Origin of the sequence: Nocardia sp. CWNU-33, assembly GCF_046764895.1 — a bacterium.
Classification (GTDB): Bacteria; Actinomycetota; Actinomycetes; order Mycobacteriales; family Mycobacteriaceae; genus Nocardia.
In genome coordinates this window covers 68,614-94,039 of sequence record NZ_JBKOQN010000015.1, presented here as the reverse complement: position 1 = coordinate 94,039, position 25,426 = coordinate 68,614, and the positions used below count along the sequence as shown (strand labels likewise).

Sequence of the window (25,426 nt, the reverse complement as noted above, 5' to 3'; positions counted from 1 at the left end):
GGCGTTAGTTGGGGTGGACGACCATGACCGGGCAGTGAGCGCGTTGGACCAGGAAATTGCTGGTGGAGCCCAGCAGTAATCCGCGGAATCCACCCCGTCCCCGGCTGCCGACAACGACGAGCTGGGCCGACTTCGACAACTCGAGCAGCGGCTGCCGCGGCCCTGTCAGGTACACCCTGCGGATGACCTCGACGTTCGGATATTTCTCCTGCCAGCCGGCAAGCTGTTCGGCGATGATCGCCTCGCCGGCAGCCTCCGCGTCGCGGTCCGGGATGGTGTACGGGACCCCGGCGACGCGGTCGAGATACAGATCGTTCCACGCGTGGACGGCGACGAGTTGGGTACCGCGTTCGCTCGACTCGGCGAACGCGGCCGCCGCCGCGGCGTCGGAGACCTGGCTGCCATCGACGCCGAGCACGACCGGACCCGTGCGTCGGGTCTGCTGCTCGGTACCGGTGTCGCGGACTACCACGACGGCGCCGTGGCCGTGCGCGGCCACCGCAAGCAGGGTGGAACCGAGATGGCTGAGCGTGCCACCCTCGCCCGCCGCGCCGATCGCGAGGAGATGCGCCGTCCTGGACCGGTCGATCAGCAGCCTGGCCGGATTCGCTTCGGAGACTTCGGTTTCCACGTCCAGATTCGGGTCGACCTCGAGGGCGAGCCTGCGAGCCGCGCTCACGCGGTCGGCGCCGAGTCGGCGAATCGCATCGATCACGGAGGGCTCGATGACGTCGTACGCGCCGAAGGCGGACGCGGCCGCGGTGAGGTCGATGCCTTCTACTATGTGCAGTCGGCGGTGTCGCTGTGACGCCGTTTCGGCCGCCCAGCGGACAGCCAGGTCGGCGGCTTCCGAGCCGTCGACGCCGACCACGACCGCGGCCGACGCCAGTCGGTGCGGGTCATCGTTGTGCTGTGCGGTCATGAGCGGCGTCCCTTCAGGTTCCGATATTTCGGTTACCCGTAGGTTAGGAATTCGAGGGGGTCCGGCACGCCTATCGTTGGTCATGAACCGCAGGGCCCAAAGACCGCTCATGTGCTCGGCGATATTGCCTAGGGCAGCGGCACCGACCAGCGCACCACGGTGCCCCCTTCTTGGCCCTTCGCCACACTGAAGCTGCCACCTGACAGCTCGGCTCGTTTCGACAGGTTCACCAACCCACTCATCTGCGTGAGGTCATCGGGCACGCCCTTACCGTCATCGGTCACCTCGATAGTGACATCGTCATCCACCCGCAGATAGACCGACACCTTGGTCGCGTCCGCGTGGCGCACCACGTTGCTCACTGTCTCGCGCAGCACCGCCTCGACATCGTCCGACAGTGGCGGCGCGAGCACCGAGACCGGACCGGCAAGTCGAATGGTGGTGCGTAGGCCGCTTTCGCCGACCATGTCGGCGATCACGCCGTGCAGCCGCTTGCGCAGCGTCGGTGAATCTGTGGTCGTGCTGCTGTGCAGGTCGAAGATGGAGTGCCGAATGTCCTGCACAATCCCCTGGATATCGAGGATTGTGTCGCCGAGCCGGGACTTGATCTCGGGTACCCGGGCCCGTTGCGCGGTGCCCTGGAGGGAGAGACCGACGGCGAAGAGCCGCTGGATGACGTGGTCGTGCAGGTCTCGGGCAATCCGGTCGCGGTCGGATAGCACGTCGAGTTCCCGCATCCGCCGCTGTGTGTGGGCCAGCTGCAGGGCCAGTGCGGCTTGATCGGAGAACGATGCCATCATCGCTTGCAGGGCGGCGTCCAGTGGTTGTGCGCCGGGGGGCCGGACGGTGGCGAGGACGCCGATCACGGAATGCTCAGCCCGCAAGGGCAGGATCAGTGCCGGACCGAACTTGGACGGATTGTGGAACAGCGGGTTGAAGTTCAGTTCGTCGACCGCAACAACCCGGCCGTGCTGGAACGCGCTACCGGAATGGGATTCGCGCACCGGGATTCGCTCACCGATGATCTCGTCGGCGCCGACGCCGGCCGCGGCGGCCACGACCAGCTCGGTGACCTCGTCGTGCGGGATGTCGGGGTCGTCGGGTAGCGCGAGGAAGGCGCACGTGGATTGCGTGAGTGTCAAAGCCCGGTCGGCGACAAGGTCGAGGGCTGCCCCGGGTTCCCCACCCACAAGTAGTTGAGTTGCCACATCGCCGGTCGCTTCCAGCCACTGCTGGCGGACCCTGGACTGCTCGTAGAGCCTGGCATTTGCGATGGCGATGCCCGCCGCGGCCGCCAGCGCTTGGACCACTACTTCGTCGTCCTCGGTGAATTCCTGGCCGCCGGATTTTTCGGTGAGGTACAGATTGCCGAAGACCTCGTCGCGGACTTTCACCGGAACGCCGAGGAAGGTGTGCATCGGCGGATGATTCGGGGGGAAGCCGACGGACGAGGGATGGGTCGAAAGATTAGTCAGCCGAATGGGTTTCGGCTCCTCGATGAGTAGGCCGAGCACCCCGTGGCCGCGGGGCAGGTCGCCGATCATGACCCGGGTCCGATCGTCGATGCCCTCGTAGACGAATTCGGCGAGCTGGTTGCTCGTCTTGTCGGTTTCCCGGACACCGAGGGCTCCGTACTCGGCGTCGACCAATTCGATGGCGGTGTGCACGATCGTGCGCAGCGTATTGTCCAGATCCAATCCCGCGGTGACGACCAGCATGGCCTCGATCAGGCGGTCCATCTGATCGCGAACGCCGACGATCTCCGCGATTCGGTCCTGGACCTGGCCGAGCAACTCGCGCAAGCGCAGCTGCGCCAAGGTCTCCAACACCGGCGCCGGGCCGGGCACAGCCGACTCGGAGGATGTGCGATCCATATATGACATTTTCGCACGAAAGCCGAGTTCAGAGCAGCGCCACGGCGTGCACTACCTGCTCGGCGCAGGTCAGCCTTCTCGTTTCGTGGGCGTATTGAGCTTCGAGGCGAGCACAGCCGCCTGGGTACGGCGCTCCACTCCCAGTTTGGTCAATAGCCGGGAAACATAGTTCTTCACGGTTTTCTCCGCCAGGAACATCCGGCCCGCGATCTGCCGATTCGTCAGCCCCTCGCCCAGCAGATCGAGCAAGGTCCGTTCCTGCTCGGTGAGAGTCGACAGCGGGCCGGTCTTGGTCTCGGCCTCCTCACGTAGTTTCGCCATGAGGGCGGCGGCGGCTCGATTGTCGAGCAGCGATTTGCCCGCCCCGACGTCTCGAATGGCGTCGATCAGTTCCAGCGTTCCGATGTCCTTGACCACATAGCCGCTGGCCCCGGCCAGGATCGCATCGAGCATGGCCTGCTCATCGGTGAAGGAGGTGAGGATCAAGCAGCGTATGTCGGGGTGCTGGTTCAGTAGGTCGCGGCAGAGTTCGATGCCATTGCCGTCCGGGAGTCGCACATCCAGGACCACTACATCGGGGCGCAATGCCGGGATGCGTGCCAAGGCTTGCGACACGTTGCCCGCCTCACCGATCACCTCGAGATCGGATTCGCTGTCGATCAGGTCACGCACACCGCGCCGCACAATTTGATGGTCATCGACCAGAAACACTGTGATCACCTGATACACCTCCCTGAACTGTGCATTCAGATTACTGACCGATCGAGCTCGGCACGTCGTAGATCGACCCCGGTTTGGTGACGAAAGTCCTTTGATTGATCGCTCTCGGCTCGCTGCCAGGCCCGAACGGCGGCAGCCACCGTCTGGTCGAGTGGCAAGGCGGTATCGAGAACGACCGCTTCCGGCCATGACGATGCCGTGACTGCCATGGCGTCAGCGATATGCGGTGTCGCGTCGGATTCGCAGGCTGCGCGTTGCCGGATGCGTCGGTTCGCCAGAGCACGTGAACATTCGCACCACAGGGCGACCAGCTCGGCAGCTGTTTCGTCGGCGAGCGCGGCGGCACGGCGCCGCTGTGCCGCGTCTATCCAGCTCGCGTCGAGGATCACCGACACACCGGACTCCAAGAGCGTTCGGGCCCTGACCAGTATTTCGGTGTAGACAAGGGCTTTGTCGGCGGGCGCGTACGCTCCGACGCCGAAGGTTCCGATGGCGCCGGTGATCTCGTGACCGGCACGCAGTTCGCTGCGTACACGATCGCTGGAGATCACCACCGCGCCTGTGGTCGCCGCCAGGGTTTCGGCCACCGTAGATTTCCCGGTGCCGGGCAAGCCTCCGACGAGCACGAGACGCACAGCGCCCCGTTCGAGGTGGCGAGCCGCGATCTCCAGGTGTCGGTACGCGCAGTCGCGCGCGGCCGCCTCGCCCTGTCCGAACCTGATGGTGTCCACCTTCGCGCGGACCAGCGCACGGTAAGCGACGTAGTGGTCGCGTAGCGTCCTCGGCGCCGGGTCTGCGGCGGTATGCAGGTAGTCGTCGAGCAGCCGATCACCCAGCTCGCGATGTCCCACGAATTCGAGATCCATTGCCAGAAAGGCGATGTCGTCGAGGCAGTCGACGTAGCGCAGCCGATCGTCGAAGTCGAGACAGTCCAGTACCCGGAATCCATCGGCGAGATCGAAGATGTCCTCCGCGAGCAGATCGCCGTGTCCGTCGACAATTCGGCCCTCGGCCACCCTGGTCGCCAGCAACGGTTTTCGGCCGTCGATATAGCGCATCGAGAGCGCAGCGATTCGCGCCAGCTGCGCTGGGTCGACAAGGTCGGCCTGCTGTTCGCCGAGGCTGTGCAGCAGTATCCGCCAGCGGCTGCGCAGTTCGTCCGGTGTGCCCGCTCGATCGATGTCGGGTCCGCGGCGCGCCGTGTGGTGAAAGTGGGTCAACACCTGCACGAGCGCTGACAGTTCCGATCTGCGCACTGCCGGGTCGGCCAGAATGTTCGACAGGCGCCGTTCCTCGGGCATCCTGCGCATGACCACGACCGGTTCATCGGGTCCGCCTTCGGGATCGGTCAGGTGTGCGATGCCGAGATATACGTCCGGAGCGAGCCGTCGATTCAACTCGAATTCGCGCGCACATGCGCGTTCCCGACGTTCCGGTGTGCTGAAGTCGAGGAAATCGGTGGCGATCGGCTTCTTCAGTTTGTACGCTCGTTCCCCGCACAGCACCACGATCCCGGTATGGGTTTCCCGCAGCTGTGCGGGCCTCGACCCGATCATCGCTGGGAATCGTGGGCTCGAACAGGCTCGACGAGGGCCTGGCCCGCCGTCGCACCGCCGTCGATGACGAACTCCGACCCGGTCGAGAAGGTTGCTTTGTCGACGATGAAGCCGACCATTGCCGCGACCTCTTCTGGTTCACCGAAGCGTGGAAGCGGTTGACCCGCGGTCATACTCGCATCGAAACCAGCCGTCATCGGTGTATGGATCGGGCCGGGATGTACCGAACAGACCCGGACTCCGGAACCGCCGAGTTCGATCGCGGCTGCCTTGGTCAATCCACGCAGGCCCCATTTGCTGGCCACGTAGCCGGCGATCCCGGGGTAACCGGTCAAGCCGGCGGTTGAGGAGATATTGACGATCACGCCATCGCCCGCGGCACGCAGTCGTGGCGCGGCCAGGTGCATGCCGAGCCAGGCACCCACCAAATTGACGTCGAGGACGTGTCGGAACATCGCCGGCGACTCGGTCTCGATGCCGCCGAAATCGACGATGCCTGCATTGTTGATCAGCACGGTCAGCGGACCGAAGTTCGCTTCCGCGTCGTCGAGTACCTGCCGCCACTCGCGCTCGTCGGTGACATCGAGGCGTCGGAACATCGCGGTCGCGCCGAGGGATTCGGCGACGGCCCGACCTTCCGGGGCAAGCAGGTCCGCCACGACGACGCCGAGGCCGGATTTGACGAGCGTGCGCGCGATTGCCGCACCGATGCCACGTGCGCCGCCGGTGACGACGGCGCTACGGCCATGGAATTCGGGCATGATGCCGACCTTTCGATATGCTCCGGCTCCTGCTGACACATTCAGAATTTCGCAACGGAGACCGTGAGGTGATGGCCGAAGGTCATCGATATCGAAGGTCTTAGGGATCGTCCTGGCGCACCGGCGCCTGAAGTCCTGCCAGTTGGGGTCCTCCTGCTCTTTATCCGTCAAGCCCGCCGGTGCGAACGTGGGTCGTGACGAGAGGAAGGGCATAGGTGATGGACCGCGGACTACCTGACGACCGCACCGTGAAGACAGCGCTGGCGCTCGCGGTGCGGGCCCCGTCGATCGACAATATCCAACCGTGGCGGTGGCGGATCGAGGACCGCAGTGTGCGGCTCGACCTCGACCCGTCGCGGGCGGTCTCGTCGACCGATTCCGAGGCACGAGACCTCGTGCTGAGCTGTGGTGCGGTCCTTCATCACCTGCGTATCACGTTCGCGGCGCTGGGCTGGTCGGCCGTAGTGCGGCGGCTGCCGAATCCGGCGAATCCGAATCATCTGGCGACGGTGGGATTGGTGCGCCATCGGCCGTCTCCGCTCGACATCGCGCTATGTGCGGCGATCTCGCGCAGGTCGACCGATCGCAGGCCCTACACGTCGTGGCCGGTTCCGCCCGGCTATCTCGGGCTTGTCACCGAGCGCGCCGCCGCTCAGGGGGCGATCCTGCGGCTGGCGACCGACCACGCACGCGACCGGCTGGCCATAGCGATGCGTGCCGCCGCCGAACGGCATGCAGGGGACCCGGGCGATCGGTTCGAACCGGCCGAGCGGCACGCGGACACTGCCATCGAGCCCGACTTCGCCGAGCTGCTGGTAATCGGCACCACGGCCGACGATCGACTCTCGCGCTTACGCGCGGGAGAGGCGTTGAGCGCCGTGCTGCTGACCGCGACGAACATCGGCTTGGCCACCTGCACGCTGACCGAGCCGCTCGAGATTCCCTCGTTGCGCCGCTCGGTTCGCGGCGGAGTACTCGACGATTTTGCCTACCCGCAGGCCGTCGTCAGAATCGGTTGGGCCCCGACCAGCGCCGCGTCGAGGCCGGTCACACCGCGCCGCCTGATCGAGGACATGCTGGACCCTTTTGACCCGATCGAGGTGAGGGCGTGCTGAGCATGGTGGCGTGCTGAACCCGAACATCGACCTTCGGTAGAGCCGGAGGCGGGCCTGGGAACAGAGGCAAGACTGCAGGGATGTTCGGTTTCACTGAATCTCACTGCAGTCTGCGGCGCGTCCGAAGGCCCGCTCCCCGCCTTTCGTCGGAGGTGAGTCGGAGCTGGAGGGACGATCTCTCGCCCGGAAGAGGGCCCCTATGCCGGAAGGAGGTCCCTATGAGGGGAGCACACGTTTCTCGACGGTCTCCAGCGCGGCCGCGAGCGCGGCTCTGGCTTCTCGGGCGACCGCGCGGAGTTGAGGTCGGTCGGTGTCGTGCAGGATATCGCCGTTCAGCAGCATGTTCGGGTCGACCGCCTCGACGACGGTCGCAGCGCCGTCTGTACGTACGACAATGTTGCAGGGCAGCAGCAGGCCGACGCGAGGGTCGGCCGCGAGTGCTCGCTGCGCGAGGACCGGGTTGCAGGCCCCTAGGATGAGGTAATTGTCCATTCGCACGCCGAGCTTCGTTTGCAGTACCGCGCGCAGGTCGATCTCGGTAATGATGCCGAAGCCCTGGTCGGCCAATGCGTTTCGAAGTTCGGACACGGTGTCGGCGAACATCGTCTGCACTCTGATGGCCAATTGTTCGGCGGCGATCACCGGTATCCGTATCTCGGTCAACAGATCTCGCGGGTTGATCGCGTCGTCGGGTGCGATGAGATACACCTCGGTCGGCGGGCCGACGGGTCGCAGGTTCAAGGCGAGGATGCCGTCGTCGAGTGCTTGGTAGGCCGCACGGATCCGGTGGTAGTCGCCTTGGTGGGTGATGCGCGCGAACAGCGCAGGCTCAGTGCGCCGGACCGTGACGTGTTCGGCGGTGCCGTCGAGCGGTCCCGCAGCGACGGGAAGACCGAAGTCGACCTGGGTGGCGCAGTCGGGAACGAAGTTGCCTCGGTAGGTGGTCGACGGCGGTCCTTCGGGCACGAGCCCGATGCGGTCGGCCACGTCGTACAGCGCCCGCATTCCCGCGCCGATATCATCGCCCGCATGGTCGGCGCGCACCGTGCGGCGCAGCTCGAGCACCGTTTGCGGCGTCGATTCGACGACGTCGACCCGATATGCCATCGGCGGCTCCTTCACCGTCACGCCCGGCGCGCGATGCGGTCGGTCTCGGTGCGGGCCAACCGTTCGGCCCAGGCATGGGCGCGCTCCAGCTCGCCCTTCGTGATCGGTCCGAGGATGCCGTCGACCAGGAAGTCCATGGGGTCCTCGACAAGCTCATAGCCCAAGCGTCGCAACCGCTTTCCGACGCCACGGGCGGCCGACCCCGGCAGCCAGGACGGTTTGGCGGTCCGGGTGCCGAAGGCTGCGGCCCTGGACCCCGGTGCCACTGGGAATGCCGCGTCGAGCCATTCGCGGATACCGATGTCGACGACGACCGGCGTGTCGGTCCGATTCGCGGCGTCGAGTCGGGTCCGGGTTCTGCTCAGACCGAAGGCATGCGTCGGACCGCCGACAACCAGCAAGTCCAGCACGGGGGCAGGTACCTCGGCGGCGGCTGCCACATCGAGCACTTCCACCGCGGCGTGTTCGCCCAACCCCTGTGCGATGGCTTCGGCGATGGCGGCGGTATTGCCGAACATGGATTCGTAGACGACCCGGGCACGCATCTCGGTCTCCTATGCGCCTCGACCTGCGAAGATCTTGTCGATCTCGACGCTACGCACCAGCGATGGCGGCGGCACAGTGCCGAACCGACGTTTGCCGAGGGACCTAAGACAGTCACATCGGGTAACGAAGCACGTCATGCTGACGGGATGCGGGTGCTTCTGTTTCCGGGGCTACGGCAATTCGAGGGTTACGACCGAGTTCGGCTCCGATCGGATGCACTCGCGGGCGTCACGGTCTCGGCCTATCTGGTGCCGCAGGTGATGGCATATGCGACCGTCGCTGGTCTGCCACCGGTGGTGGGGTTGTGGGCGGCGATCGGGCCGCTCGCGGTGTACGTACTGTTCGGCACCTCGCGACAGCTGTCGGTCGGGCCGGAATCGACAACGGCTTTGCTGACGGCGGTGGCACTCGCGCCGTTGGCGCTCGGTGATCCTGACCGATATGCAGCCTTGGCGGCGGTGCTGGCACTGCTGGTCGGTGCGCTGTGCCTGGTGGGAGCGGCGGGGCGGCTCGGTGTCCTTGCCGATCTACTGTCGAAGCCGGTCCTGGTCGGCTATCTGACAGGTACCGCCGTGATCATGATCGTCGGCCAGCTCGGGCGGGTGTCCGGAGTGCCGGTCGATGGGGAATCGATTTTCGCGCAGCTCCGTTCGTTCGTCGCGCATGCTGATCAGTGGCGCTGGCAGACCGTGGTCCTTGCCGTGCTCGTGCTGACCGGTCTGCTGTTGGGGGCTTGGTATGCGCCGCGCGTGCCAGGCCGTTGCTCGCGGTGCTGCTCGCCACCGGCGTGGTGGCGATCTTTTCGTTGCGGCGCTACGGCATCGCGGCGTACCGGGCGTGCCGCAAAGCAGGGCCCGTAGACCCCCACGAGCAATGACTTTCGTCTCTGCCTGCCCGCGCGCCGACGCGAGATGCTCGAAGTCGAGAGAGATGCCACCGAAAGAAGGTGACCGGCGATGTCCGAGTACTCGGCGTTCCCGATCCGCGGAGCATGGTCACCCGTGGCGCGCCTGTGGTGGATGCGGCCATGGAATCCCAATCCGCTGCTGCGCCCGTCGGATCGGCTCGAGGCCGTATTGCGGATCATCGCAACGCTTGTGGTACTCGTCGCGATACCGGTTGCCGGTGCGCTGGCAACGACCGCCTACACCTCCGACGCCGCACGGATCCGCACCGAGGACGCGGCGAAAACCGCTGTCAGCGCGACAATTACCGCTGAACCCGGGCAGCTGAAGGCGCATTTGTTCGAAGCGCCTGTGCAGTGGACCCGCGATGGCCGACCCGGCACCGCCACGGTGCGGGTGTCGAGCAAAGCGTCTCTTGGTGATCAGGTCGTCGTATGGCTCGACTCCGACGTCCTTCCGACGACGCCACCGCACCCGCCCGGCGTGGCCGCGATGACCGGGATCGGTGTCGGGGTCGTGGTGCTGGTCGCCACCTGGTTCGCCGCGTGGTCGCTGGTCAAAGGCTCAGGGTGGCTGCTCGAACGCCATCATGACGCCCAATGCGCCCGGCAGTGGCGGCAGCTGAATCGCCCGATCAGAGAAGACACTCAATGAGTCCGCCGACACCGCTGCGGCGTCCGTGACATCTGTGGCACCGAAAGGAACAATCATGCCCAACCCCTCCACGCCGCTGCCGCCGATCGTGGCAGCCGTCGACGGTTCGGCGAGCTCGTACCAAGCGGTCGCCTGGGCGGCGGTCGACGCTACGCTGCACCACCACTCGCTGCATATCCTCACCTCGATGGCGATCTCCACCGGCTTCGGGTCCGGGATGTCGTTGGGCAAGGCCGCCGTGGAGTGGCTGCGAAGCGACGGTGAGCGGATCCTGACCGAGGCCGCGCGGGTGGCGCGTCAGGCCGCACCGGCCGAGGAGCTGGACCTCACGACGGAACTGACCTTCGTCGAGATCATCCCGACCATGATCGAGCGCTCAGCGCGCGCCAAGATGCTCGTTGTGGGCAGTCGCGGCATCGGAGCGTTCCACCGCGGGCTGCTCGGTTCGGTCAGCACCGCGGTGACTCACCACGCGCACTGCCCGGTCGCCGTGATCCACGGTATCGCGGCGATCGATCCGGTGTCGGCGAGTATGGCTGTTCTGGTCGGCGTCGACGGGACCGCCAACAGCATGCCCGCCATCGAGCTCGCATTCGAGGAGGCATCGCGGCGCAAGGTCGGCGTGACCGCACTGCACACCTGGAGCGATGCCAGCGGGATCGAGCTGCCGTATTCCGGGTGGGAAGCGCAACGCGAATCGGAACAGGCACGATTGGCCGAGCAGCTGGCCGGCTTCTGCGACCGCTACCCCGAAGTATCTTTGAAGCGAATCCTGAAGTGCGACAGGCCTGTTCGTGCTCTCCTCGAGGAATCGGCCAACGCTCAGCTGCTTGTGGTAGGAAGTCACGGACGCGGAGGTTTCGAGAGCATGGTCCTCGGCTCCACGAGCAACGCGCTGCTGCATTCGGTGGAGTGCCCGATGGTCGTGGTGCGCAAGACCTGATTCGATCTGCCCGCAAGAGCTGATTCGATCTGTCGATGGCGCGGTGTCCGGAATCGGACCCCGCGCCACCGGATTTGCCGAACGCCGGGCAGCCGATGGGCATCCGGCGGACTTTGGAGTGCTGTGAACTCGGGTGGGAAGCATTCGTTCTCAGCGAAATAGCGTTGACTGTCGTCACTGTTCGCGCAACAGCGACCCACTTGTGGCCCCACGCTCCAGCACAGGGCCACGGTCGCGATTGTCAGTGCGATGCGGTCGATTTCCGCTGGCCGTCTGCAAACGCTCGGTCGAGCAACAGGCGCCGCTCGGCTGTGGCGACCGCTCGTCGGGTTGCCGATACCGCGTCCGGTGTCACCGAAATCGAAGTGATACCCATGCGCACAAGGTGTTCGGCGAACTCCGGTCTATTCGATGGTGCCTGCCCGCACAGTGAGGAGGTGATCCCGAGACGGCGCGCGGTCGAGACGATACGGCCGATGGCGTCCAGTACCGCGGGATCGGATTCGTCGAACAACTCGGCGCACTGCTCGGAATCGCGGTCGACACCGAGCATCAGCTGGGTGAGATCGTTGGTGCCGATGGACACCCCGTCGATACCGAGACCGACGTACTCTGGCAGCCAATGCACCACCGAGGGCACCTCTGCCATCACCCAGCGGTGCAGGCCACGCTGCCGCCCGAGTGGGCTTGTATCGACGAGTTCCAGACACGCCTCCAGCTCCCAGCGGGTGCGGACGAACGGAATCATCAAGTGCAGGTTCGGGGTTCGTTCACGCACCTGGGCGAGTGCGGCGAGCTCCAGTCCGAACAGTTCGGGTTCGTGGACATAGCGGTAGCAGCCCCGATAGCCGATCATCGGGTTGTGCTCGACGGGCTCGTATCGGGCGCCGCCCTCCAGTGCGCGAAACTCGTTGCTGCGCATATCGATGGCTCGATACACCACGGGTCGAGGCTGGAAGGCGGCCGTGATGCGGTGCAGCGACTCCGTCATCCGATCTACGAAGGTGTGCCCCTCGCCGCGGGCGATCATATCCCGCGGATGTCGACCGCCGAGCGCTTCGGTGAGCAGCGTTTCCGCACGCAGCAAGCCGACGCCGTCCACGTCGCTCGCCGCGACGCGCTCGGCCGCCTCGGGCAGCGCGAGGTTGACGTAGATTCGGGTGGCCGTCGGCTCTGCCGCGGCCACCGTGGGCGTGGGGATGACGGCACTGGTGCTCGAAGGCACTTGCCCCGCTTGGATTTCGCCTGTCGAGCCATCGACGGTCACCGACGTTCCATCGGCCAGCGCGGTTGTGGCCGTGCGGGTGCCGACCACACACGGGACACCCAATTCGCGTGCGACGATGGCGGCGTGACAGGTCATGCCGCCGCTGTCGGTGACAACGGCCGCTGCCCGTGTGATGGTCGGCAGCCAGTCCGGGTTGGTCATCGGCGCCACCAGGACCTCGCCGTCGCGCAACTTCTGGCCCTGGGTGGGGGAGGTAAGGACGCGGACCGGTCCGCTCGCGCGACCCGGTGCCGCGGCGAGACCACGCACCAGCACAGTCCGGGGCATCGTGCCCGCCATGGTCGGTCTGGCCGGATAGTCCGGCAGTGTGGTGATCGGGCGGGCTTGCACCAACCACAGCATGTCCGTGTCGAAGGCCCACTCGACGTCCTGCGGACAGCCGTGATGTTTCTGCACCGTCAACGCGAGCCGAGCAACCTCGACGGCCTGCTCCTCGCTCAGCGCCGGTGCGTCCGATTCGGCTCCGGTCAATTCGACTCGCCGGTCGCCGTCAGGGCCTGCCACGATGGCGAAACTCTGGTGGCCGTTGCGGGTCTCCAGCAGGGTGGGCCCCTCGGCGTCGAGTAGATAAGTGTCGGGTTCGGTGGCCCCGGATACCACGACCTCGCCCTGCCCGCGTGCGGCGTCGATCACCACCCGGTCGCGGCGCCCGGTCGTCGGGTCGGCGGTGAACGCGACCCCGGAACATAGCGCGCTGACCATGCGCTGCACGACCACGGCCATCACCGGCCGCTGATCCATTCCGCGTCGCGACCGATAGGTGACAACGCGCGGGGTGAACAGTGAAGCCCAGCAGTCGATCACGGCGGCGAGCAGCTTCTCGTCGCCGTGCACGTTGGTCCGTGAGAGGTTCATTCCGGCGAACGAAGAGGTGGCGCTGTCTTCGCCGACCGCCGACGAGCGAACGGCCACCGAAACATCATCGCCGAGTGCCTGATAGGCCGCCAGGATCATCTCGCGCATTGGCGCGTCCAGCATGCTTTGATGCACGAGTTCCCGCATTCTGCGACATAGTTCGACCACCCGAGGTCCATCGGTGCTCGACCGCAGCGCTTCGCTGTGTAGGCGATCGAGCTCCGCGCCATTCGGTCCGTCCGTGATCACCTGCTCGTAGCAGGAGCGCAGGATGACGAAACCCGGGGGTACCGGTACTCCGGTTGCCACCAGCTCGCCCAGGTTCGCGCCCTTGCCACCTGCCTGATTCGCGTCGGTGAGTCGCAGCTCGCCGAGCTCGGCTACGTAGTCGCCCATGTCGATTTCCCATCGTTAGCACCTGGAATGGACTCGGATCTCAGCGTCACTCCGACCACGGGGCGACCACTACTACCGCAGGTCCCGGCGGCCTTGGGCCCGCGGCCGGATATCGGCTAGGGGTGGATCGGCGTCGATTTCGCTTTCGGCAGGCCGAGCGAAACGGCGATGTCGGTGGCCCATGTGCGGATCGCGGTCCAGTCGCGCAGATCGCCGTAGCGGGTGCCGCCCATGAGCCGGTAGAGCGCCCGCGCCTGCAACGAGATGCCCGCGCGTTCGTAGTGTCCCGCGAAGGCACGATAGTCGCGCGGTGATATCGAATCACGCAGTGCGGCGATCTTCTTCGGGACGGTGCGGCCGATGCGCCGACCGATCGGGCCGCGCAGCGCCGGCCCGAGGCCGACGCTGAACAGCCAGACGTCGGTGTCCGCCAATGCGTCGCGGTGTGTGCTGACAAACGATGTCACCGCGGGCAACAGGGCTCTGTCGTGCACCGCGCTGCCCAGGATCACCGCGTCGAAGCCGGACAGCTCCGGTGCGTGTTCGATATCGCTCAATTCGACGGCAACGCCGCGAGCGGTGAGTGTTTCGCCGATGAACTCGGCGATATCGCGGGTCGATCCTTGTGCCGTCGCGTAGATGACGGCGATGCGGGTCTTGTTCGCTTCCATGTGAACAGCCTCGCGCGTCGCGTACCTGGCGGGCAGAGGCGTGATGCCCGTTGCGCCGGGACCAAGGGCCCTCGGCGTCGGCTCCGATATCAGAGGAGGGTCGCCATCCCCGCCTCGGCATCGTGGGCATTGTGGCAATACAGCAGCCGAACCTGAGGTCCAACGTCCTCCCGATGAATGACATTTCGGCCTCGGAGGTCGCATCGAATCCGGCAACGCTGGATACGAACCGCGTGCGCGCTGCACGGCGCCGGCGCGGAGCATAACGCTGCACCCCGTCAGGAGCGCCGATCATGAACCCCGACAAGACCCCCGTCTACCCTGTGAACTTCCGCGGTGATCTCGACGAACCGCTGTCACGTTGGCTCTGGCTCGTGAAATGGATCCTCGCGATACCGCACTACGTCGTCCTGTTCTTCCTCTGGATCGCCTTCGTGGTGCTCACCGTCGTCGCGGGCTTCGCGATCCTGTTCACCGGCCGCTACCCGCGGGGAATATTCGACTTCAACGTCGGCGTGCTGCGCTGGATGTGGCGCGTCCAGTTCTACGCGTTCTCCCCGATCGGCACCGATAAGTACCCGCCGTTCACGCTGCGCCCCACCGTCTATCCGGCGGACTTGCAGGTCGACTACCCGGAAAAGCTGTCCCGTGGCCAGGTGCTGGTGAAGTGGTGGCTACTGGCGATCCCGCACTACTTGATCGTCGCCGCGATGACCAGCGCGGGGGCGACCATGAGTTGGGGCGACGGTGACAATGGTTCTGCTGGGATCTCTCTGCTCGGACTACTCGTCCTGGTCTCCATGGTGACGCTGCTGTTCACCGCCCGATACCCGCGCGCGATGTTCGACTTCATCGTCGGCATCAACCGCTGGTCCTATCGCGTGCTGGCCTACGCCGCGCTGATGCGTGACGAGTACCCGCCGTTCCGCCTCGACCAAGGCCCACGCGAATCCTCCGACTCAGCTCTGGCGTGACCTGATGAAGCTGCTGGGTGATCTTCGAAAGAGTGTGGCAGCTTTGCATGTTCAGCGAGGCGGTATTGATCGCCGCAGTGGCGTGCATGGACACGGTCGGCCAGCTGCTTCGCGGCCGTGCGCGAGCGCGGCAGCGCGTGGGCGACCAGCAATGGCGCGTGCAGAGCGCTGGCGAGGTAGGCCGCCCAGCGCGCCACATTCGACGCCGTCGCGGAATCGTCCACGCCGACGACGATGGTGTTGCGGTCGGCCCTGGTACCCATCGGTCCTCTTCCTCGGCAGCCCACTCGGCCGCTCGGCGTTCGTCGGAGGTGCGCCGGCGCGGACGCATCCGTGCCGCAACACTCGTCGACTCAGCGGTAGATCCCGTGCGGTGGCGTACACGACCAGCACCGTGCGTTCTGTGGTTGCCGGTAGCCGTATACCTTTCACTGTCCGCCGAGCCGTGTCCGCGGGGTAGGGCCACCGGGTAGTGGCGGCATTGACCAATGTCATTCGTCGGAGCGGCTCAGGACAGGCGACGGATGGCCCGAGTACCGACTGCGAGGGTGGCGGTCGGCCGAAGGGACCAACGACCCTTGTGTGGGCGACGTCGGGACCTTTCGGGTGGCGTGCTGGTTCGCGAATCTGGAGTGGTCCGGCAAGGAGGTTCCGATGGTATTTCTCGATCGACACGACGCTGGCCGACGACTCGCGGCGCGCCTGCGGCAACTACACGATACGGATGCCGTCGTGCTCGGCTTGCCGCGCGGCGGTGTGCCGGTCGCGTTCGAAGTCGCGCGCGTCCTGGGTGCGCCGCTGGATGTGATTGTGGTGCGCAAGCTCGGGGTTCCGCATCAGCCGGAGTTGGCGTTCGGCGCCATCGGTGAAGCGGGTGTCCAGGTACTCAACGAACCCGTCATCGAGGGGGCAGGGGTCACCACCGCGGAGATGTCGGCCGTGGAAGACCGTGAACGCGAAGAACTTCGAAGCCGGGGCGAACGATACCGGCGCGAGCGCCCGCGCATTCCGTTGGCGGGACGGACCGTGATCATCGTCGACGATGGTGTCGCCACCGGGGCCACAGCTCGTGCGGCCTGCCAAATGGTGCGGGCACAGGGCGCGGCTCGGATCGTGCTGGCGGTGCCGGTCGGCGCCCCGGATGCGCTGGCCGGCCTGTCGAAGGAGGCCGACGAGGTGATCTGCCTCGAACAGCCGTCACGGTTCCACGCGGTCGGTCAGTGGTACTACCGCTTCGGTCAGACCTCCGATAGCGAGGTGACCGAGCTGCTGCGCCGCGCCGCCGAGCAGGTGGCCGCGCCGTTGACGGTTCCTACGGGTGTTCCGCCACTGCGTGACGACGAAGTGCGGGTGATCGCCGAAAAGGTCGAACTCGCCGGACATCTCACCATTCCGGAGCGGCCGATCGGGCTGGTCGTATTCGCGCACGGCAGCGGCAGCAGCAGGTACAGTCCGCGCAATCGCTACGTGGCGAGCGTGCTGAATCGGGCGGGTCTGGGAACACTGTTGTTCGATCTGCTCACGGTCGAGGAGGAAATCCACCGGGCGCGGGTCTTCGATATCGACCTGCTGGCGCGGCGACTGGTGGAGGTCACCGAATGGCTTACGCGCCAACAACACATCGCCGGTTTGCGGATCGGCTACTTCGGGGCCAGCACCGGGGCCGGTGCGGCATTGTCGGCGGCGGCCGATTCGCAGGTCGAGATCGCCGCGGTGGTGTCCCGTGGCGGCCGACCCGATCTGGCGGGCGACCGGCTCGCCGATGTCCAGGCGCCGACACTGCTCATCGTCGGCGGTCACGACAATGTCGTGCTGGAGCTCAATCAACTTGCGCAAGCGGCAATGTCGTGCGAGACCGTGCTGGCGGTAGTACCCGGCGCCACTCACCTGTTCGCTGAACCGGGTGCGCTGGAGAAGGTTGCGGCGCTGGCTCGTGACTGGTTCGTCGCCCAACTGGGTCCGATTGTCCCGGACCACTCCGAGGGCGGCGCGCCGTAGTAACGGCCCCCGGAGCCGCCGCTCCCACAGTGGCCCATCAGCGGTAGAGAGGCACGAAATCCCATGTCCGACAGCAATAGTCCAATTGGTCCCGACCCGGACGGTCTACCCGCCGCCGACCCGCACCGGCTGACCTCGGCCGTGGTGGTCGTCGGTATCGATGGCACCGAGGCCGCGGACCTCGCTGTGCGCTGGGCCGCCGAAACCGCGGCGCGGCGGGGGCGTGGCCTGCACATAACACACGGCCTGGACCTGAGAGCGATGCCCTCGGCGGTGCACGGACACGGGGTTGCGTTGTCGCCGCTGATCGACGAATTTCGTGTGCGTGGCACCGATCTCGTCGACGCGGCGCGGCGGCTCGCGCACGAGATGTCCCCGGAACTGACCATCACTACCGAGGTGTCGGAGGCGAATCCGGCCGAACTGCTGGTACGGCACTCACGCACAGCGCATCTGGTGGTGCTCGGGGTGAGGCCCGGTGTCGGCACCCTACGTCATCTCGGCTCGACCTTGCTGGCCGTGGTTGCCCACGGCCGCGGTGCCGTTGTGGTCGCGCGAGCCGCTGGTCCGACACGGCCGCATCGTGCCGGTCCGGTCGTCGTCGGCGTCGATGGCAGCGCGGCGGGCGAGGCCGCCGTCGGGGCGGCCTTTGCCGAAGCGGCCGACCGCGCAACCGATTTGGTGGCGGTACACGCATGGAGCGACCTCGATTTCGGCGAATTCGCCGGATACGACTTCCTCGACATTCCCGACGAGGAGATGACGGCCGCCGAGATGGCACTGCTTACTCAGCGACTTGCCGGATGGCACGAGAAGTTCCCGGATGTAGGGGTGACCCGCGAGGTCTATCCCTCTGATGCTCGCACGCACCTTATGGAGTGGTCGAAGACCGCGCAGCTGATCGTAGTCGGCAGCCGCGGCCGCGGGGGATTCCGCGGCCTGCTGTTCGGTTCCACCAGCAATTCGCTTGTGCAGCACGCACTGTGCCCGGTCATGGTCGTACATCCCGATTAGGTGGTGACAATGTCGAACTCCGACGATCCCTTCGCCCACGCCGTGCACACCGCACATGTGTGGCTGCGCCGCATCACTGACGACCTGGCGACCGAAGATCGTGCCTTCGCCTACCAGGTGACACGCGCCTGGCTGCACACCGTGCGCGATCGGCTCGAGGTTGGCGATGCCGCGCATCTGAGCGCGCAACTGCCCGAATTACTGCGCGGCATCTTCTTCGCGGGCTGGATACCCGCCAAAGTGCCGGTCTCACGTAGTGTCTCGGCATTCCTGGAGCAGTTCGCGGCCGAAGCCGGAGTCACCGAGGACGAGGCCGTGGGTCTGGCCTGGCTGGTGACGGACGCACTGCGCGACCTCTGCTCTCCGGGCCAGTTGGACCGAGTCGCCGCGGTATTCCCGACCGATCTCCGTAACCTGCTGTTCGGTATCAACAGGGGACCGTTCGATGAGCAAGACGACGAGGACGCGGTCGGCAAGGTGTGACCGCCGCCCACTCGGTCAGCCCGGTACCGGCTCGGATTCGATGTGGAACACCGGGTACTTCGCGGCTATCCGCTCGAAGTCCGCCGACGCGGCGTGCCGCGATCCCGGGATGTGTGGGCGGGCTCCGGGTCTCGCTACCACCCCGATCGGGAATGTGATCGCCGAGGTCGGCGATCGGGGTGGCGCCAGGTCCACCGGGTCGCTGTCTCGTGGCGTCACACCTGGGGAAGCAATACGTGCAGAGGCTGATGGTGATGCATGCGCGCAATCGCATCGGCCAGGAGCGGCGCGATCGAATACACCTCGATCGGGGCGGCCGAATCCTGTTGTACGACAGTGTCGTCGACGATCACCACCGGACGGCCGCCGACATCGCCGATCATTGCCACCGCGGTGGCGCTTTCCCGGAATTTGCGCACGATCGCGACCGAGTTTTGGAGCGACGCCGCATATCGTTCTGCGAGTTTCGCCGCACCCAGATCCGGCGCGACAACCACGGTTCGCCCCACCGCGCCGTGGTCACCGCATCCGACAGCAGCGGCACGGCGGTCAGCACCTCGACAGGTCGGGAAGTATCGGCTCCAGTGTGTCCGTGTCCGTGTCCGTGTCCGTGTCCGTGTGCGGGTCGACGACGACCACCCGATCGGCGTCTGCTCGCGCGATGGGCCCGACCTCGTCCGGGGCGGTACCGATCCGGACTACCACCGGTGCGACGTCGGGGTGGTTATCAGCTCGGCGATCACCGATCGGCCCGCGGCGAGTTCGGTCGGCAGGACAGCCGCAAGCCCGCCCGCACAATCTGGAGATGGGGTGCGTCCGCACCAGCGCCTGCGTTCACACCGCCGAGTGTGCAGCGCGTGGATACCTGCCGCGACGGGCATTGCCCACGCGATGGGAGGTCCTTGGCCACCTCGCCGGAACTTTGCGCAGCCAAGGGACTTTGGTCACTCGAGACAGGCCGACAGTCGATGCAGACGACTACGGGATGCCCTACTCGGGTGCTCGGCCAGCAGGTGGAATCGACAGTCAGGTGATGTCCGCCCAATGGCTCCCGCACGGGGCATAGGAACGGTGGGCAGGACCGGGAGGTTCATGATGATCGCAGGTGTCGTAACCATGATCGGGTTTCCGACGGTGTTGCTGGCGCTGTGGTGGGCTGTCGGTTCAGGCAGCGGTGAGCAGCGTGGTCCCGGCGGCCGGTCGGGGCGGATAGCTGTCCGCAGCGCCGGTCCGGGCACATCGGCCGAGGTCGATGATTCGCCGCCGCGGCTCCCCGCGCGACTGACCGTCGAATGGGCAGATCCGGGACAGCTTTGGTGGGCGCTGGAGGTGGAGAACGCGTTACCGGCCGAACTGCCGGCGGGCCGGATCGGCCGGTTCGAATACCGTACCCGCCTGCTCGCATTGGCCCGCGAGTGCGATCCGGCGCCGAATGCGCAGCGGCACAGAGAGGTTGGCTCGTCATGACAACAGTCGATATCGCCGCACTGCACTCGGTGTGCGACCAAGAGGTGGCGATCCCCGTCGGCGCGGTCGAACTCTCCGCACATCTGCGGATACCGGATCACCCCATCGGCATTGTCGTCTTCGCGCACGGCAGCGGAAGCAACCGGCACAACCCACGTAATACCTTCGTGGTCGAGGTATTCGCCGGGCATCGCCTGGGGACGTTGTCGATCGATCTGCTGACATCGGCCGAGGCGATCGATGGCGCCAAGGTCTTCGACGTCGGACTGCTGGGCAGTCGCCTCGCCATCGCGCGCCGATGTTTGCGGAGTTCACCGATCTGCCGGGAGCTTCCGGTCGGATACTTCGGTGCCGGCTCCGAAGCACCCGCCGCGCTCTGGGCAGCGGCGGAACCGCGCGACAACATCCGCGCCGTGGTTGTGCGGGGCGCCCGGCCCGACCTGGCTGGTGCGCGGCTGGGCAATGTCATGGCACCGACGCTTTTCGTTCTCGGTGGCCTCGACATCCGCGTGCATACCGTCAATCGTCGTGCGGCTGCGGCAATGCGGTGCGAGCACCGGGTCACCGTGCTGGCCGGGCACGGTCTCGGGTCGGCCGATCCACAAACATCGCAGCGGGCCGCCTATGTGGCGGCCATGTGGTTCGCCGAGCAGTTGAGGGCACATCGGGGTCCCGCCGCCGGACCGACCCAGTACCGCGACGTCGATGAGTCGGTCGGCTGAGGAGGACTGGATCATGCACCCCGAACCCGGGAACTGGCTGATCGTCGAGGGGAGTCAGATTGATGACACTCCTCGGTGCGGACTGATCGAGGAGGTGCCTTCGGCCCACGGATCGCCACCGTATCTCGTGCACTGGACCGGCAAAGGGCACCGCGCGCTGATTTCCCCGGGCCGGACTCCCATGTGATCACCGCCGAGGAGTTGCACGCACGGGAAAACGCTGTGGCAGATCACTTCTCGTCCAGGCCGCGCCGAGTGCCCTCACCCGCGACCTGTGCGGCGGGTGCCGCACCCGGTTGTCGGTGGGGTTCTCCCGTTCAGCTGATGAGGGCACAGCATACGTCTTCCGTGAAACGCGCATCGACCGTCCTGTCCCGCCCCGACCTCTGCGTGTTGGTGGTGAAGTTCCGGCTGCGGGGTGCCCGCGGCATACTGCCGGCTGGTGCCGGCGGGTGCGGTGGCGCTGTGGCCGCCCTGCCGGTCTTCGACCGCCGCGACATCGCGGGAGTGTGATCCATTTCGCGGCCTCGAGATAAAGGCAGTCGGTCCCGAACTCTGCGGGACCTTCGGCCCTGGGGGCCGCCGGAACTCGGTGGTGACATGGACGCCGATCAGAAGGAAGGTAGGCAACATCATTGACGCGTGAGCTGACCCAACGCGAAATACTCGCCGAGTTGGAGCCGATGGCGGAGGAGTGCGTGCATCGGCACTTATCGATGACCAAGGATTGGCATCCGCACGACTACATACCATGGGACGAAGGCCGCAACTTCGCCGCCCTCGGCGGAATCGACTGGGAGGCCGAACAATCCGGGCTCAGCGAGGTCGCCAAGGCGGCGATGGTCACGAACCTCCTGACCGAGGATAATCTGCCCTCCTACCACCGCGAGATCGCCGAGAACTTCTCCCGTGACGGTGCTTGGGGCACCTGGGTGGGGCGGTGGACCGCCGAAGAAATGCGGCACAGCACCGTAATTCGCGACTATCTGGTGGTGACCCGCACGGTCGACCCGGTCGCGTTGGAAGAGGCCAGGATGGTGCATATGACCAATGGCTTCTCCTCGGGAGTCAGCGAAGCCGAGGTCGACAGCGGCGCGGGCTTCCTGCATTCGGTTGCTTACGTGAGCTTTCAGGAATTGGCCACTCGGGTCACCCACCGCAATACCGGCCGGGTGTGCAATGACCCGATTGCCGACAAGATGTTGCAACGCATCGCCGCCGACGAGAACCTGCACATGATCTTTTATCGCACTATGTGCGGCGCGGCGCTGGATCTGGTGCCGGATCAGGCGATCGAGGCTGTCGCCAACATCGTACAGAATTTCCGGATGCCCGGCGCCGGGATGCCGCACTTCCGCCGCAACGGTGTACTCATGGCCAAACACGGTGTCTACGACCTGCGTCAGCACCTCGAAGAGGTGCTGCAGCCGGTATTGCGGCAGTGGAATCTGTTCGGCCGCACCGACTTCAGTGCACGCGGCGAACAGATCCGAGAGCGGCTCGCCGCGTTCCTAGAGGATATGGAGAAGGTGAAGATCCCGCGCTTCGAGGAACAGCGCGACCGCGCTCTGGCTCGCGACCGCGCCCGTGCCTGATCAGACCGCGACGACGGGGTCGGTCGCGAGCGCCGCATCCCGCGGTGTCGTCTCGTAGTCGTCGGCTCGCATCGTGAAGACGGCGCGGGTCACCGGTAGGTGGTGAGGATATCGACCAGCGCCGGCGGGGCTTCGGTTTCGTTGTCGGGCGCGTGCCGATGCGGATCACGACCTGCGGCACGCCGGGATGGCCGAGCAGGCTCGCGAGGACCTGTCGGCCCCGTGGGCAATTCGGTGATACAGGGCATGGGGGACCAGCACATGATCGCGATGATCAGCGCGATGGCGACGGCGGCGGTTTGTTTCGCCGCTGTGGGAGTGCGAACTAGTTCGGGTGCACGACCATGACCGGACAGTCCGCATGCTGCACGAGCCAACTGCTGGTCGAGCCGAGGAGTAGACCGCGGAATCCGCCGCGGCCGCGGCTGCCGACCACAAGCAGCTGCGCGGACTTCGACCAGTTCGCTAATTGCTCGCGCGGCCCGGTAACGGAGACCTTACGGGTCACGGTGACGTCAGGGTATTTCTCCTGCCAACCCGCGAGACGCTCGGCCAGCAGTGCGTGTTCGGCGATCTCGAGGTCGACGATAGGGATTTCGAGATATGAATTTCCGGCGTACGCGCCGAAAGTCAGGTCGCTCCAGGCGTGCATGGTGACGAGTTCGGCATTGCGCTCGGATGCCTCGGCGAATGCCGCGCCGAGGGCGGCTTCACCGACCGGGCTGCCGTCCGCGCCCACTACGACCGGACCGCTGCGATGATTCGGTTCTCCGGTGCCCGGCACGACCACGGTGGTGCCGTGGCCGTGCCCGGCCACCGCGAGCAATGTCGATCCGAGGTGCGCGAGCATGCCGTCGCCTCTGGTCGCGCCGATGACAACGAGGTGCGCACTTTCCGAGAGCGCGATCAGCGACTTCGCCGGGTTCGCTTCGGAGAGTTCGGTGGCTACGGTGCGATCGGGAGCGATGTCGCATGCAAGGGCACGGGCCTCGGCGAGGATGTGATCGCCCTGGCCGTGCATCGCCGCGATGACCGAGGACATCATGGGGAGGTGGCTCCCGAGGACCGCGCGAGTGACCGCGAGGTCGAGGCCGTGCACGATCAGCAAGTGCCGTCCCTTCCGAGCCGCCGTTTCAGCCGCCCATCGGACGGCGGCATCGGCGGTCGCGGACCCATCGGTCCCCACCACCACCGCAGCCGAGGCAAGCTGGTGTCGATCCGCATCATGTCGGGTGCTCATTCCGCTGCCCCTTAGGTCGCGATGTTCGAGTCGGTGTGTATCGGTGTGTCGAACACAGCATCTCGCCCGACCGACTCGGCTGTGAGGTGCCGAACGTCATCGGCCGCGATGACCAAGAGCATGTGACGATGCCTGGTCGGACGATCGCAAGAAGCGGGGGTGTTCTGATCGCTCGGGAACCGATCAGACCGGTGTCGACCGAGATGCTTCGGCTGTGCCGTCGGTGGCGGCTTGCGGTGCGCACTCGCCGCCGAGGCCGAGCACGGTGGCGAAGCCTGCGGCGAGGCATTCGGTCAGGGTCTCCAGGTCGGGGATCGCGGCGGTGTCTGCGTTGATCGCGACGTAGCAGGTTCCGGCGTGCGAGGTCAATGTCACGTTGACGGCTGTGCCGATGGTAGGGCCGAAAGCGTACATACGGTCGATGCGCGCCCCGGCGATATAGAGGGGCACCGGGGAACCCGGGACGTTGGAGGCGACGAAGTCGACATGCTTGAGCATCTCGGTGACCACTCCGACCGGCAACCGATTGAACGCTGCCGCGACAGCACCGGACAGCGGTATGGCCGGCTCGCGGCGCCAACCGCCGACCGCGGCGTCCACGGCGCGCATCAACTCTGTGGTCTCGGCGATGCCGACCGGCAATACGAAACGAGCGAGCGTGATCCGGTTGCCGCCGAGTGGATCATCGGCCGTCCGAAGACTGATCGGCATGGTCAGTCGCAGCTGGTCGACCTTCGCCCCGTGCCGGTCGTGATACCTGCGCAGTCCGATGACCACCGCGGTCAGAAAGGCATCGTTCATTGTGCAGCCCGCAGCCCGCGCGGCGCGGCGCATTTGCTCGACGGGTGCATCCAGCACCGCCAGTCGGCGGCCGAGACTGCGTTCGATCATCACTGGCGACAGCGTTGCGGTAACGGGCTTGGCCAGGCGGACCAGCGAGGTCGCGAGCGCGGCGCTGTCGCGTACCGTCCGCGCGGGATGAGTGACAGCTCGCCACGCGGTTTGCGGCGTCGCCCGGATGCCGTCGCGCAGGAGATCCGAGCCGACTGACCAGTTCCATGCCACGATATCGCGCAGCGCGCCGTCATGGTCGTACGGCGGCTGGGGCGGATGGCCATGATCAGTGCCCGCACGGTCGAAATCGAGCAGCGCTGTGGCGATCTGAATGCCGCCGATACCATCGGTGAGGCTGTGGTGCACTGTCATCACCAGTGCGGACCTCCCACCCGACAAATCGCTGAGCAACGTCGAGCGCCACAGTGCACGAGCCGGATCGAAAGCGGTCATCGCCTCGGTGCGCGCGAATTCGAGTACCGCGGACATGGTCGCGGGTTCCGGCAGCGCGGCCCGTCGCAGGTGCCAGGACAGGTCGAAATCCGGATCGAGCGCCCACCTGGGCGGGGCGAGACCGAATGGCGCGGTGACCAGCCGATGCCGCAACCTCGGCACCAGGCAGGTGCCGCGATCGATCGTCTCCACCAGGCGATCCCAGTCCGGATCGGTATCGAGGATCAGAACCGAGACGATGGTCGAACGCAGGATCGGATCACGCTCCATGTTCCACGAGAACAGGTCCGATTGCGACATGTGGAATTCGCGGGGGTCCATAGCCTGCTGCCT

General features: G+C 66.2%; 25 protein-coding genes and 1 pseudogene. 13 read left to right on the top strand and 13 right to left on the bottom strand.

The features are described from left to right. Window positions 1-4 precede the first annotated feature (4 nt). The 5 genes from ACLMAL_RS21350 to ACLMAL_RS21330 all read right to left on the bottom strand — a co-directional run bounded on the left by ACLMAL_RS21350 (window position 5) and on the right by ACLMAL_RS21330 (window position 5,833). Window positions 5-922, bottom strand: a complete 918-nt coding sequence (locus ACLMAL_RS21350; protein ID WP_412000689.1) for a universal stress protein — start codon at window positions 920-922, stop codon at window positions 5-7. 128 nt (window positions 923-1,050) lie between these two features. Beyond that, window positions 1,051-2,805 carry a GAF domain-containing protein gene (locus ACLMAL_RS21345; protein ID WP_412000688.1) on the bottom strand — a complete coding sequence of 585 codons (1,755 nt, stop codon included), beginning with the start codon at window positions 2,803-2,805 and terminating at the stop codon, window positions 1,051-1,053. 60 nt (window positions 2,806-2,865) lie between these two features. Next, complete coding sequence (locus tag ACLMAL_RS21340; protein WP_406230407.1) at window positions 2,866-3,516, bottom strand: response regulator; 651 nt, start codon at window positions 3,514-3,516, stop codon at window positions 2,866-2,868. Between the two features lie 26 nt (window positions 3,517-3,542). Beyond that, complete coding sequence (locus ACLMAL_RS21335; protein WP_412000687.1) at window positions 3,543-5,072, bottom strand: AAA family ATPase; 1,530 nt, start codon at window positions 5,070-5,072, stop codon at window positions 3,543-3,545. Beyond that, entirely contained in the window at window positions 5,069-5,833 is a 765-nt protein-coding gene (locus ACLMAL_RS21330) for an SDR family NAD(P)-dependent oxidoreductase (RefSeq protein ID WP_412000686.1), read from the bottom strand. Before ACLMAL_RS21330 ends, ACLMAL_RS21335 begins: the two co-directional genes overlap by 4 nt. 218 nt (window positions 5,834-6,051) lie before the next feature. Between ACLMAL_RS21330 and ACLMAL_RS21325 the strand changes: the two genes are divergently transcribed. Continuing rightward, complete coding sequence (locus ACLMAL_RS21325) at window positions 6,052-6,948, top strand: NAD(P)H nitroreductase (protein WP_328413096.1); 897 nt, start codon at window positions 6,052-6,054, stop codon at window positions 6,946-6,948. 216 nt (window positions 6,949-7,164) lie between these two features. Here ACLMAL_RS21325 and ACLMAL_RS21320 read toward each other — a convergent pair whose 3' ends face one another. Together ACLMAL_RS21320 and ACLMAL_RS21315 are read right to left on the bottom strand one after the other, a co-directional pair. Further along, window positions 7,165-8,055, bottom strand: a complete 891-nt coding sequence (locus ACLMAL_RS21320; RefSeq protein WP_412000685.1) for a DUF302 domain-containing protein — start codon at window positions 8,053-8,055, stop codon at window positions 7,165-7,167. A 17-nt stretch (window positions 8,056-8,072) separates the two neighbouring features. After that, window positions 8,073-8,600, bottom strand: a complete 528-nt coding sequence (locus ACLMAL_RS21315) for a flavodoxin family protein (RefSeq protein ID WP_412000684.1) — start codon at window positions 8,598-8,600, stop codon at window positions 8,073-8,075. A 147-nt stretch (window positions 8,601-8,747) separates the two neighbouring features. Here ACLMAL_RS21315 and ACLMAL_RS21310 point away from each other — a divergent pair, with 147 nt between their 5' ends. From ACLMAL_RS21310 to ACLMAL_RS21300, 3 genes are all read left to right on the top strand, one after another. After that, window positions 8,748-9,461 carry a SulP family inorganic anion transporter gene (locus ACLMAL_RS21310; protein ID WP_412000683.1) on the top strand — a complete coding sequence of 238 codons (714 nt, stop codon included), beginning with the start codon at window positions 8,748-8,750 and terminating at the stop codon, window positions 9,459-9,461. Window positions 9,462-9,557: 96 nt separating this feature from the next. Beyond that, window positions 9,558-10,160, top strand: a complete 603-nt coding sequence (locus ACLMAL_RS21305) for a hypothetical protein (protein WP_412000682.1) — start codon at window positions 9,558-9,560, stop codon at window positions 10,158-10,160. A gap of 55 nt (window positions 10,161-10,215) precedes the next feature. Then, window positions 10,216-11,103: a universal stress protein gene (locus ACLMAL_RS21300; protein WP_412000681.1), complete on the top strand. Its 888-nt coding sequence runs from the start codon at window positions 10,216-10,218 to the stop codon at window positions 11,101-11,103. 241 nt (window positions 11,104-11,344) lie between these two features. Here ACLMAL_RS21300 and ppsA read toward each other — a convergent pair whose 3' ends face one another. Both ppsA and ACLMAL_RS21290 read right to left on the bottom strand, forming a co-directional pair. Further along, window positions 11,345-13,642 (bottom strand): phosphoenolpyruvate synthase, encoded by a 2,298-nt coding sequence (ppsA, locus tag ACLMAL_RS21295; protein WP_412000680.1) that lies wholly within the window; start codon window positions 13,640-13,642, stop codon window positions 11,345-11,347. Between the two features lie 116 nt (window positions 13,643-13,758). Beyond that, entirely contained in the window at window positions 13,759-14,313 is a 555-nt protein-coding gene (locus ACLMAL_RS21290) for a flavodoxin domain-containing protein (RefSeq protein ID WP_412000679.1), read from the bottom strand. Window positions 14,314-14,630: 317 nt separating this feature from the next. On the opposite strand from ACLMAL_RS21290, the pseudogene ACLMAL_RS21285 reads away from it, so the two are divergent. Further along, window positions 14,631-15,287: pseudogene (locus tag ACLMAL_RS21285) on the top strand (DUF4389 domain-containing protein); the annotation flags it as partial. On the opposite strand, the gene ACLMAL_RS21280 reads toward ACLMAL_RS21285, so the two are convergent. Further along, window positions 15,203-15,550 (bottom strand): universal stress protein, encoded by a 348-nt coding sequence (locus ACLMAL_RS21280; protein ID WP_412000678.1) that lies wholly within the window; start codon window positions 15,548-15,550, stop codon window positions 15,203-15,205. The pseudogene ACLMAL_RS21285 and the gene ACLMAL_RS21280 overlap by 85 nt on opposite strands. Before the next feature lie 391 nt (window positions 15,551-15,941). Here ACLMAL_RS21280 and ACLMAL_RS21275 point away from each other — a divergent pair, with 391 nt between their 5' ends. From ACLMAL_RS21275 to ACLMAL_RS21265, 3 genes are all read left to right on the top strand, one after another. Next, window positions 15,942-17,285 (top strand): phosphoribosyltransferase family protein, encoded by a 1,344-nt coding sequence (locus tag ACLMAL_RS21275; protein ID WP_412000677.1) that lies wholly within the window; start codon window positions 15,942-15,944, stop codon window positions 17,283-17,285. Between the two features lie 63 nt (window positions 17,286-17,348). Next, complete coding sequence (locus tag ACLMAL_RS21270) at window positions 17,349-18,299, top strand: universal stress protein (RefSeq protein WP_412000676.1); 951 nt, start codon at window positions 17,349-17,351, stop codon at window positions 18,297-18,299. Between the two features lie 9 nt (window positions 18,300-18,308). Continuing rightward, window positions 18,309-18,782: a DUF2267 domain-containing protein gene (locus ACLMAL_RS21265; RefSeq protein WP_406230394.1), complete on the top strand. Its 474-nt coding sequence runs from the start codon at window positions 18,309-18,311 to the stop codon at window positions 18,780-18,782. Between the two features lie 215 nt (window positions 18,783-18,997). Here the strand turns inward: ACLMAL_RS21265 and ACLMAL_RS21260 are convergent, their stop codons facing one another. Next, a complete protein-coding gene (locus ACLMAL_RS21260) occupies window positions 18,998-19,291 on the bottom strand; it encodes a hypothetical protein (protein WP_412000675.1) in 294 nt (97 codons plus the stop codon). A 586-nt stretch (window positions 19,292-19,877) separates the two neighbouring features. Between ACLMAL_RS21260 and ACLMAL_RS21255 the strand changes: the two genes are divergently transcribed. The 5 genes from ACLMAL_RS21255 (at window position 19,878) to ACLMAL_RS21235 (ending at window position 22,566) form a co-directional block, all read left to right on the top strand. Continuing rightward, a complete protein-coding gene (locus ACLMAL_RS21255) occupies window positions 19,878-20,249 on the top strand; it encodes a hypothetical protein (RefSeq protein WP_412000674.1) in 372 nt (123 codons plus the stop codon). Next, window positions 20,246-20,971, top strand: coding sequence for a hypothetical protein (locus ACLMAL_RS21250; protein WP_412000673.1), 726 nt, complete (start codon window positions 20,246-20,248; stop codon window positions 20,969-20,971). Before ACLMAL_RS21255 ends, ACLMAL_RS21250 begins: the two co-directional genes overlap by 4 nt. After that, window positions 20,955-21,158 carry a DUF1918 domain-containing protein gene (locus ACLMAL_RS21245; protein WP_412000671.1) on the top strand — a complete coding sequence of 68 codons (204 nt, stop codon included), beginning with the start codon at window positions 20,955-20,957 and terminating at the stop codon, window positions 21,156-21,158. The genes ACLMAL_RS21250 and ACLMAL_RS21245 overlap by 17 nt, the downstream gene beginning before the upstream one ends. Window positions 21,159-21,319: 161 nt before the next feature. Continuing rightward, a complete protein-coding gene (locus tag ACLMAL_RS21240) occupies window positions 21,320-21,484 on the top strand; it encodes a hypothetical protein (protein ID WP_412000670.1) in 165 nt (54 codons plus the stop codon). Between the two features lie 122 nt (window positions 21,485-21,606). Next, window positions 21,607-22,566, top strand: coding sequence for an acyl-ACP desaturase (locus ACLMAL_RS21235; protein WP_412000669.1), 960 nt, complete (start codon window positions 21,607-21,609; stop codon window positions 22,564-22,566). A 325-nt stretch (window positions 22,567-22,891) separates the two neighbouring features. Here ACLMAL_RS21235 and ACLMAL_RS21230 read toward each other — a convergent pair whose 3' ends face one another. Both ACLMAL_RS21230 and ACLMAL_RS21225 read right to left on the bottom strand, forming a co-directional pair. Beyond that, complete coding sequence (locus tag ACLMAL_RS21230) at window positions 22,892-23,806, bottom strand: universal stress protein (RefSeq protein WP_412000668.1); 915 nt, start codon at window positions 23,804-23,806, stop codon at window positions 22,892-22,894. Between the two features lie 183 nt (window positions 23,807-23,989). After that, entirely contained in the window at window positions 23,990-25,414 is a 1,425-nt protein-coding gene (locus tag ACLMAL_RS21225) for a wax ester/triacylglycerol synthase domain-containing protein (RefSeq protein WP_412000667.1), read from the bottom strand. Between the last annotated feature and the right edge of the window lie 12 nt (window positions 25,415-25,426).

Bases quoted from the DNA above. Each gene is read 5' to 3' on its own strand.
- ACLMAL_RS21250 (WP_412000673.1), top strand. From the start codon at position 20,246: ATGACAACAGTCGATATCGCCGCACTGCACTCGGTGTGCGACCAAGAG.
- ACLMAL_RS21320 (WP_412000685.1), bottom strand. From the start codon at position 8,055: ATGGCATATCGGGTCGACGTCGTCGAATCGACGCCGCAAACGGTGCTC.
- ACLMAL_RS21315 (WP_412000684.1), bottom strand. From the start codon at position 8,600: ATGCGTGCCCGGGTCGTCTACGAATCCATGTTCGGCAATACCGCCGCC.
- ACLMAL_RS21265 (WP_406230394.1), top strand. From the start codon at position 18,309: ATGTCGAACTCCGACGATCCCTTCGCCCACGCCGTGCACACCGCACAT.
- ACLMAL_RS21275 (WP_412000677.1), top strand. From the start codon at position 15,942: ATGGTATTTCTCGATCGACACGACGCTGGCCGACGACTCGCGGCGCGC.
- ACLMAL_RS21270 (WP_412000676.1), top strand. From the start codon at position 17,349: ATGTCCGACAGCAATAGTCCAATTGGTCCCGACCCGGACGGTCTACCC.
- ACLMAL_RS21245 (WP_412000671.1), top strand. From the start codon at position 20,955: ATGAGTCGGTCGGCTGAGGAGGACTGGATCATGCACCCCGAACCCGGG.
- ACLMAL_RS21330 (WP_412000686.1), bottom strand. From the start codon at position 5,833: ATGCCCGAATTCCATGGCCGTAGCGCCGTCGTCACCGGCGGCGCACGT.
- ACLMAL_RS21305 (WP_412000682.1), top strand. From the start codon at position 9,558: ATGTCCGAGTACTCGGCGTTCCCGATCCGCGGAGCATGGTCACCCGTG.
- ACLMAL_RS21290 (WP_412000679.1), bottom strand. From the start codon at position 14,313: ATGGAAGCGAACAAGACCCGCATCGCCGTCATCTACGCGACGGCACAA.
- ACLMAL_RS21350 (WP_412000689.1), bottom strand. From the start codon at position 922: ATGACCGCACAGCACAACGATGACCCGCACCGACTGGCGTCGGCCGCG.
- ppsA (WP_412000680.1), bottom strand. From the start codon at position 13,642: ATGGGCGACTACGTAGCCGAGCTCGGCGAGCTGCGACTCACCGACGCG.
- ACLMAL_RS21300 (WP_412000681.1), top strand. From the start codon at position 10,216: ATGCCCAACCCCTCCACGCCGCTGCCGCCGATCGTGGCAGCCGTCGAC.
- ACLMAL_RS21325 (WP_328413096.1), top strand. From the start codon at position 6,052: ATGGACCGCGGACTACCTGACGACCGCACCGTGAAGACAGCGCTGGCG.
- ACLMAL_RS21255 (WP_412000674.1), top strand. From the start codon at position 19,878: ATGATCGCAGGTGTCGTAACCATGATCGGGTTTCCGACGGTGTTGCTG.
- ACLMAL_RS21335 (WP_412000687.1), bottom strand. From the start codon at position 5,072: ATGATCGGGTCGAGGCCCGCACAGCTGCGGGAAACCCATACCGGGATC.
- ACLMAL_RS21280 (WP_412000678.1), bottom strand. From the start codon at position 15,550: ATGGGTACCAGGGCCGACCGCAACACCATCGTCGTCGGCGTGGACGAT.
- ACLMAL_RS21230 (WP_412000668.1), bottom strand. From the start codon at position 23,806: ATGAGCACCCGACATGATGCGGATCGACACCAGCTTGCCTCGGCTGCG.
- ACLMAL_RS21345 (WP_412000688.1), bottom strand. From the start codon at position 2,805: ATGTCATATATGGATCGCACATCCTCCGAGTCGGCTGTGCCCGGCCCG.
- ACLMAL_RS21310 (WP_412000683.1), top strand. From the start codon at position 8,748: ATGCGGGTGCTTCTGTTTCCGGGGCTACGGCAATTCGAGGGTTACGAC.
- ACLMAL_RS21225 (WP_412000667.1), bottom strand. From the start codon at position 25,414: ATGGACCCCCGCGAATTCCACATGTCGCAATCGGACCTGTTCTCGTGG.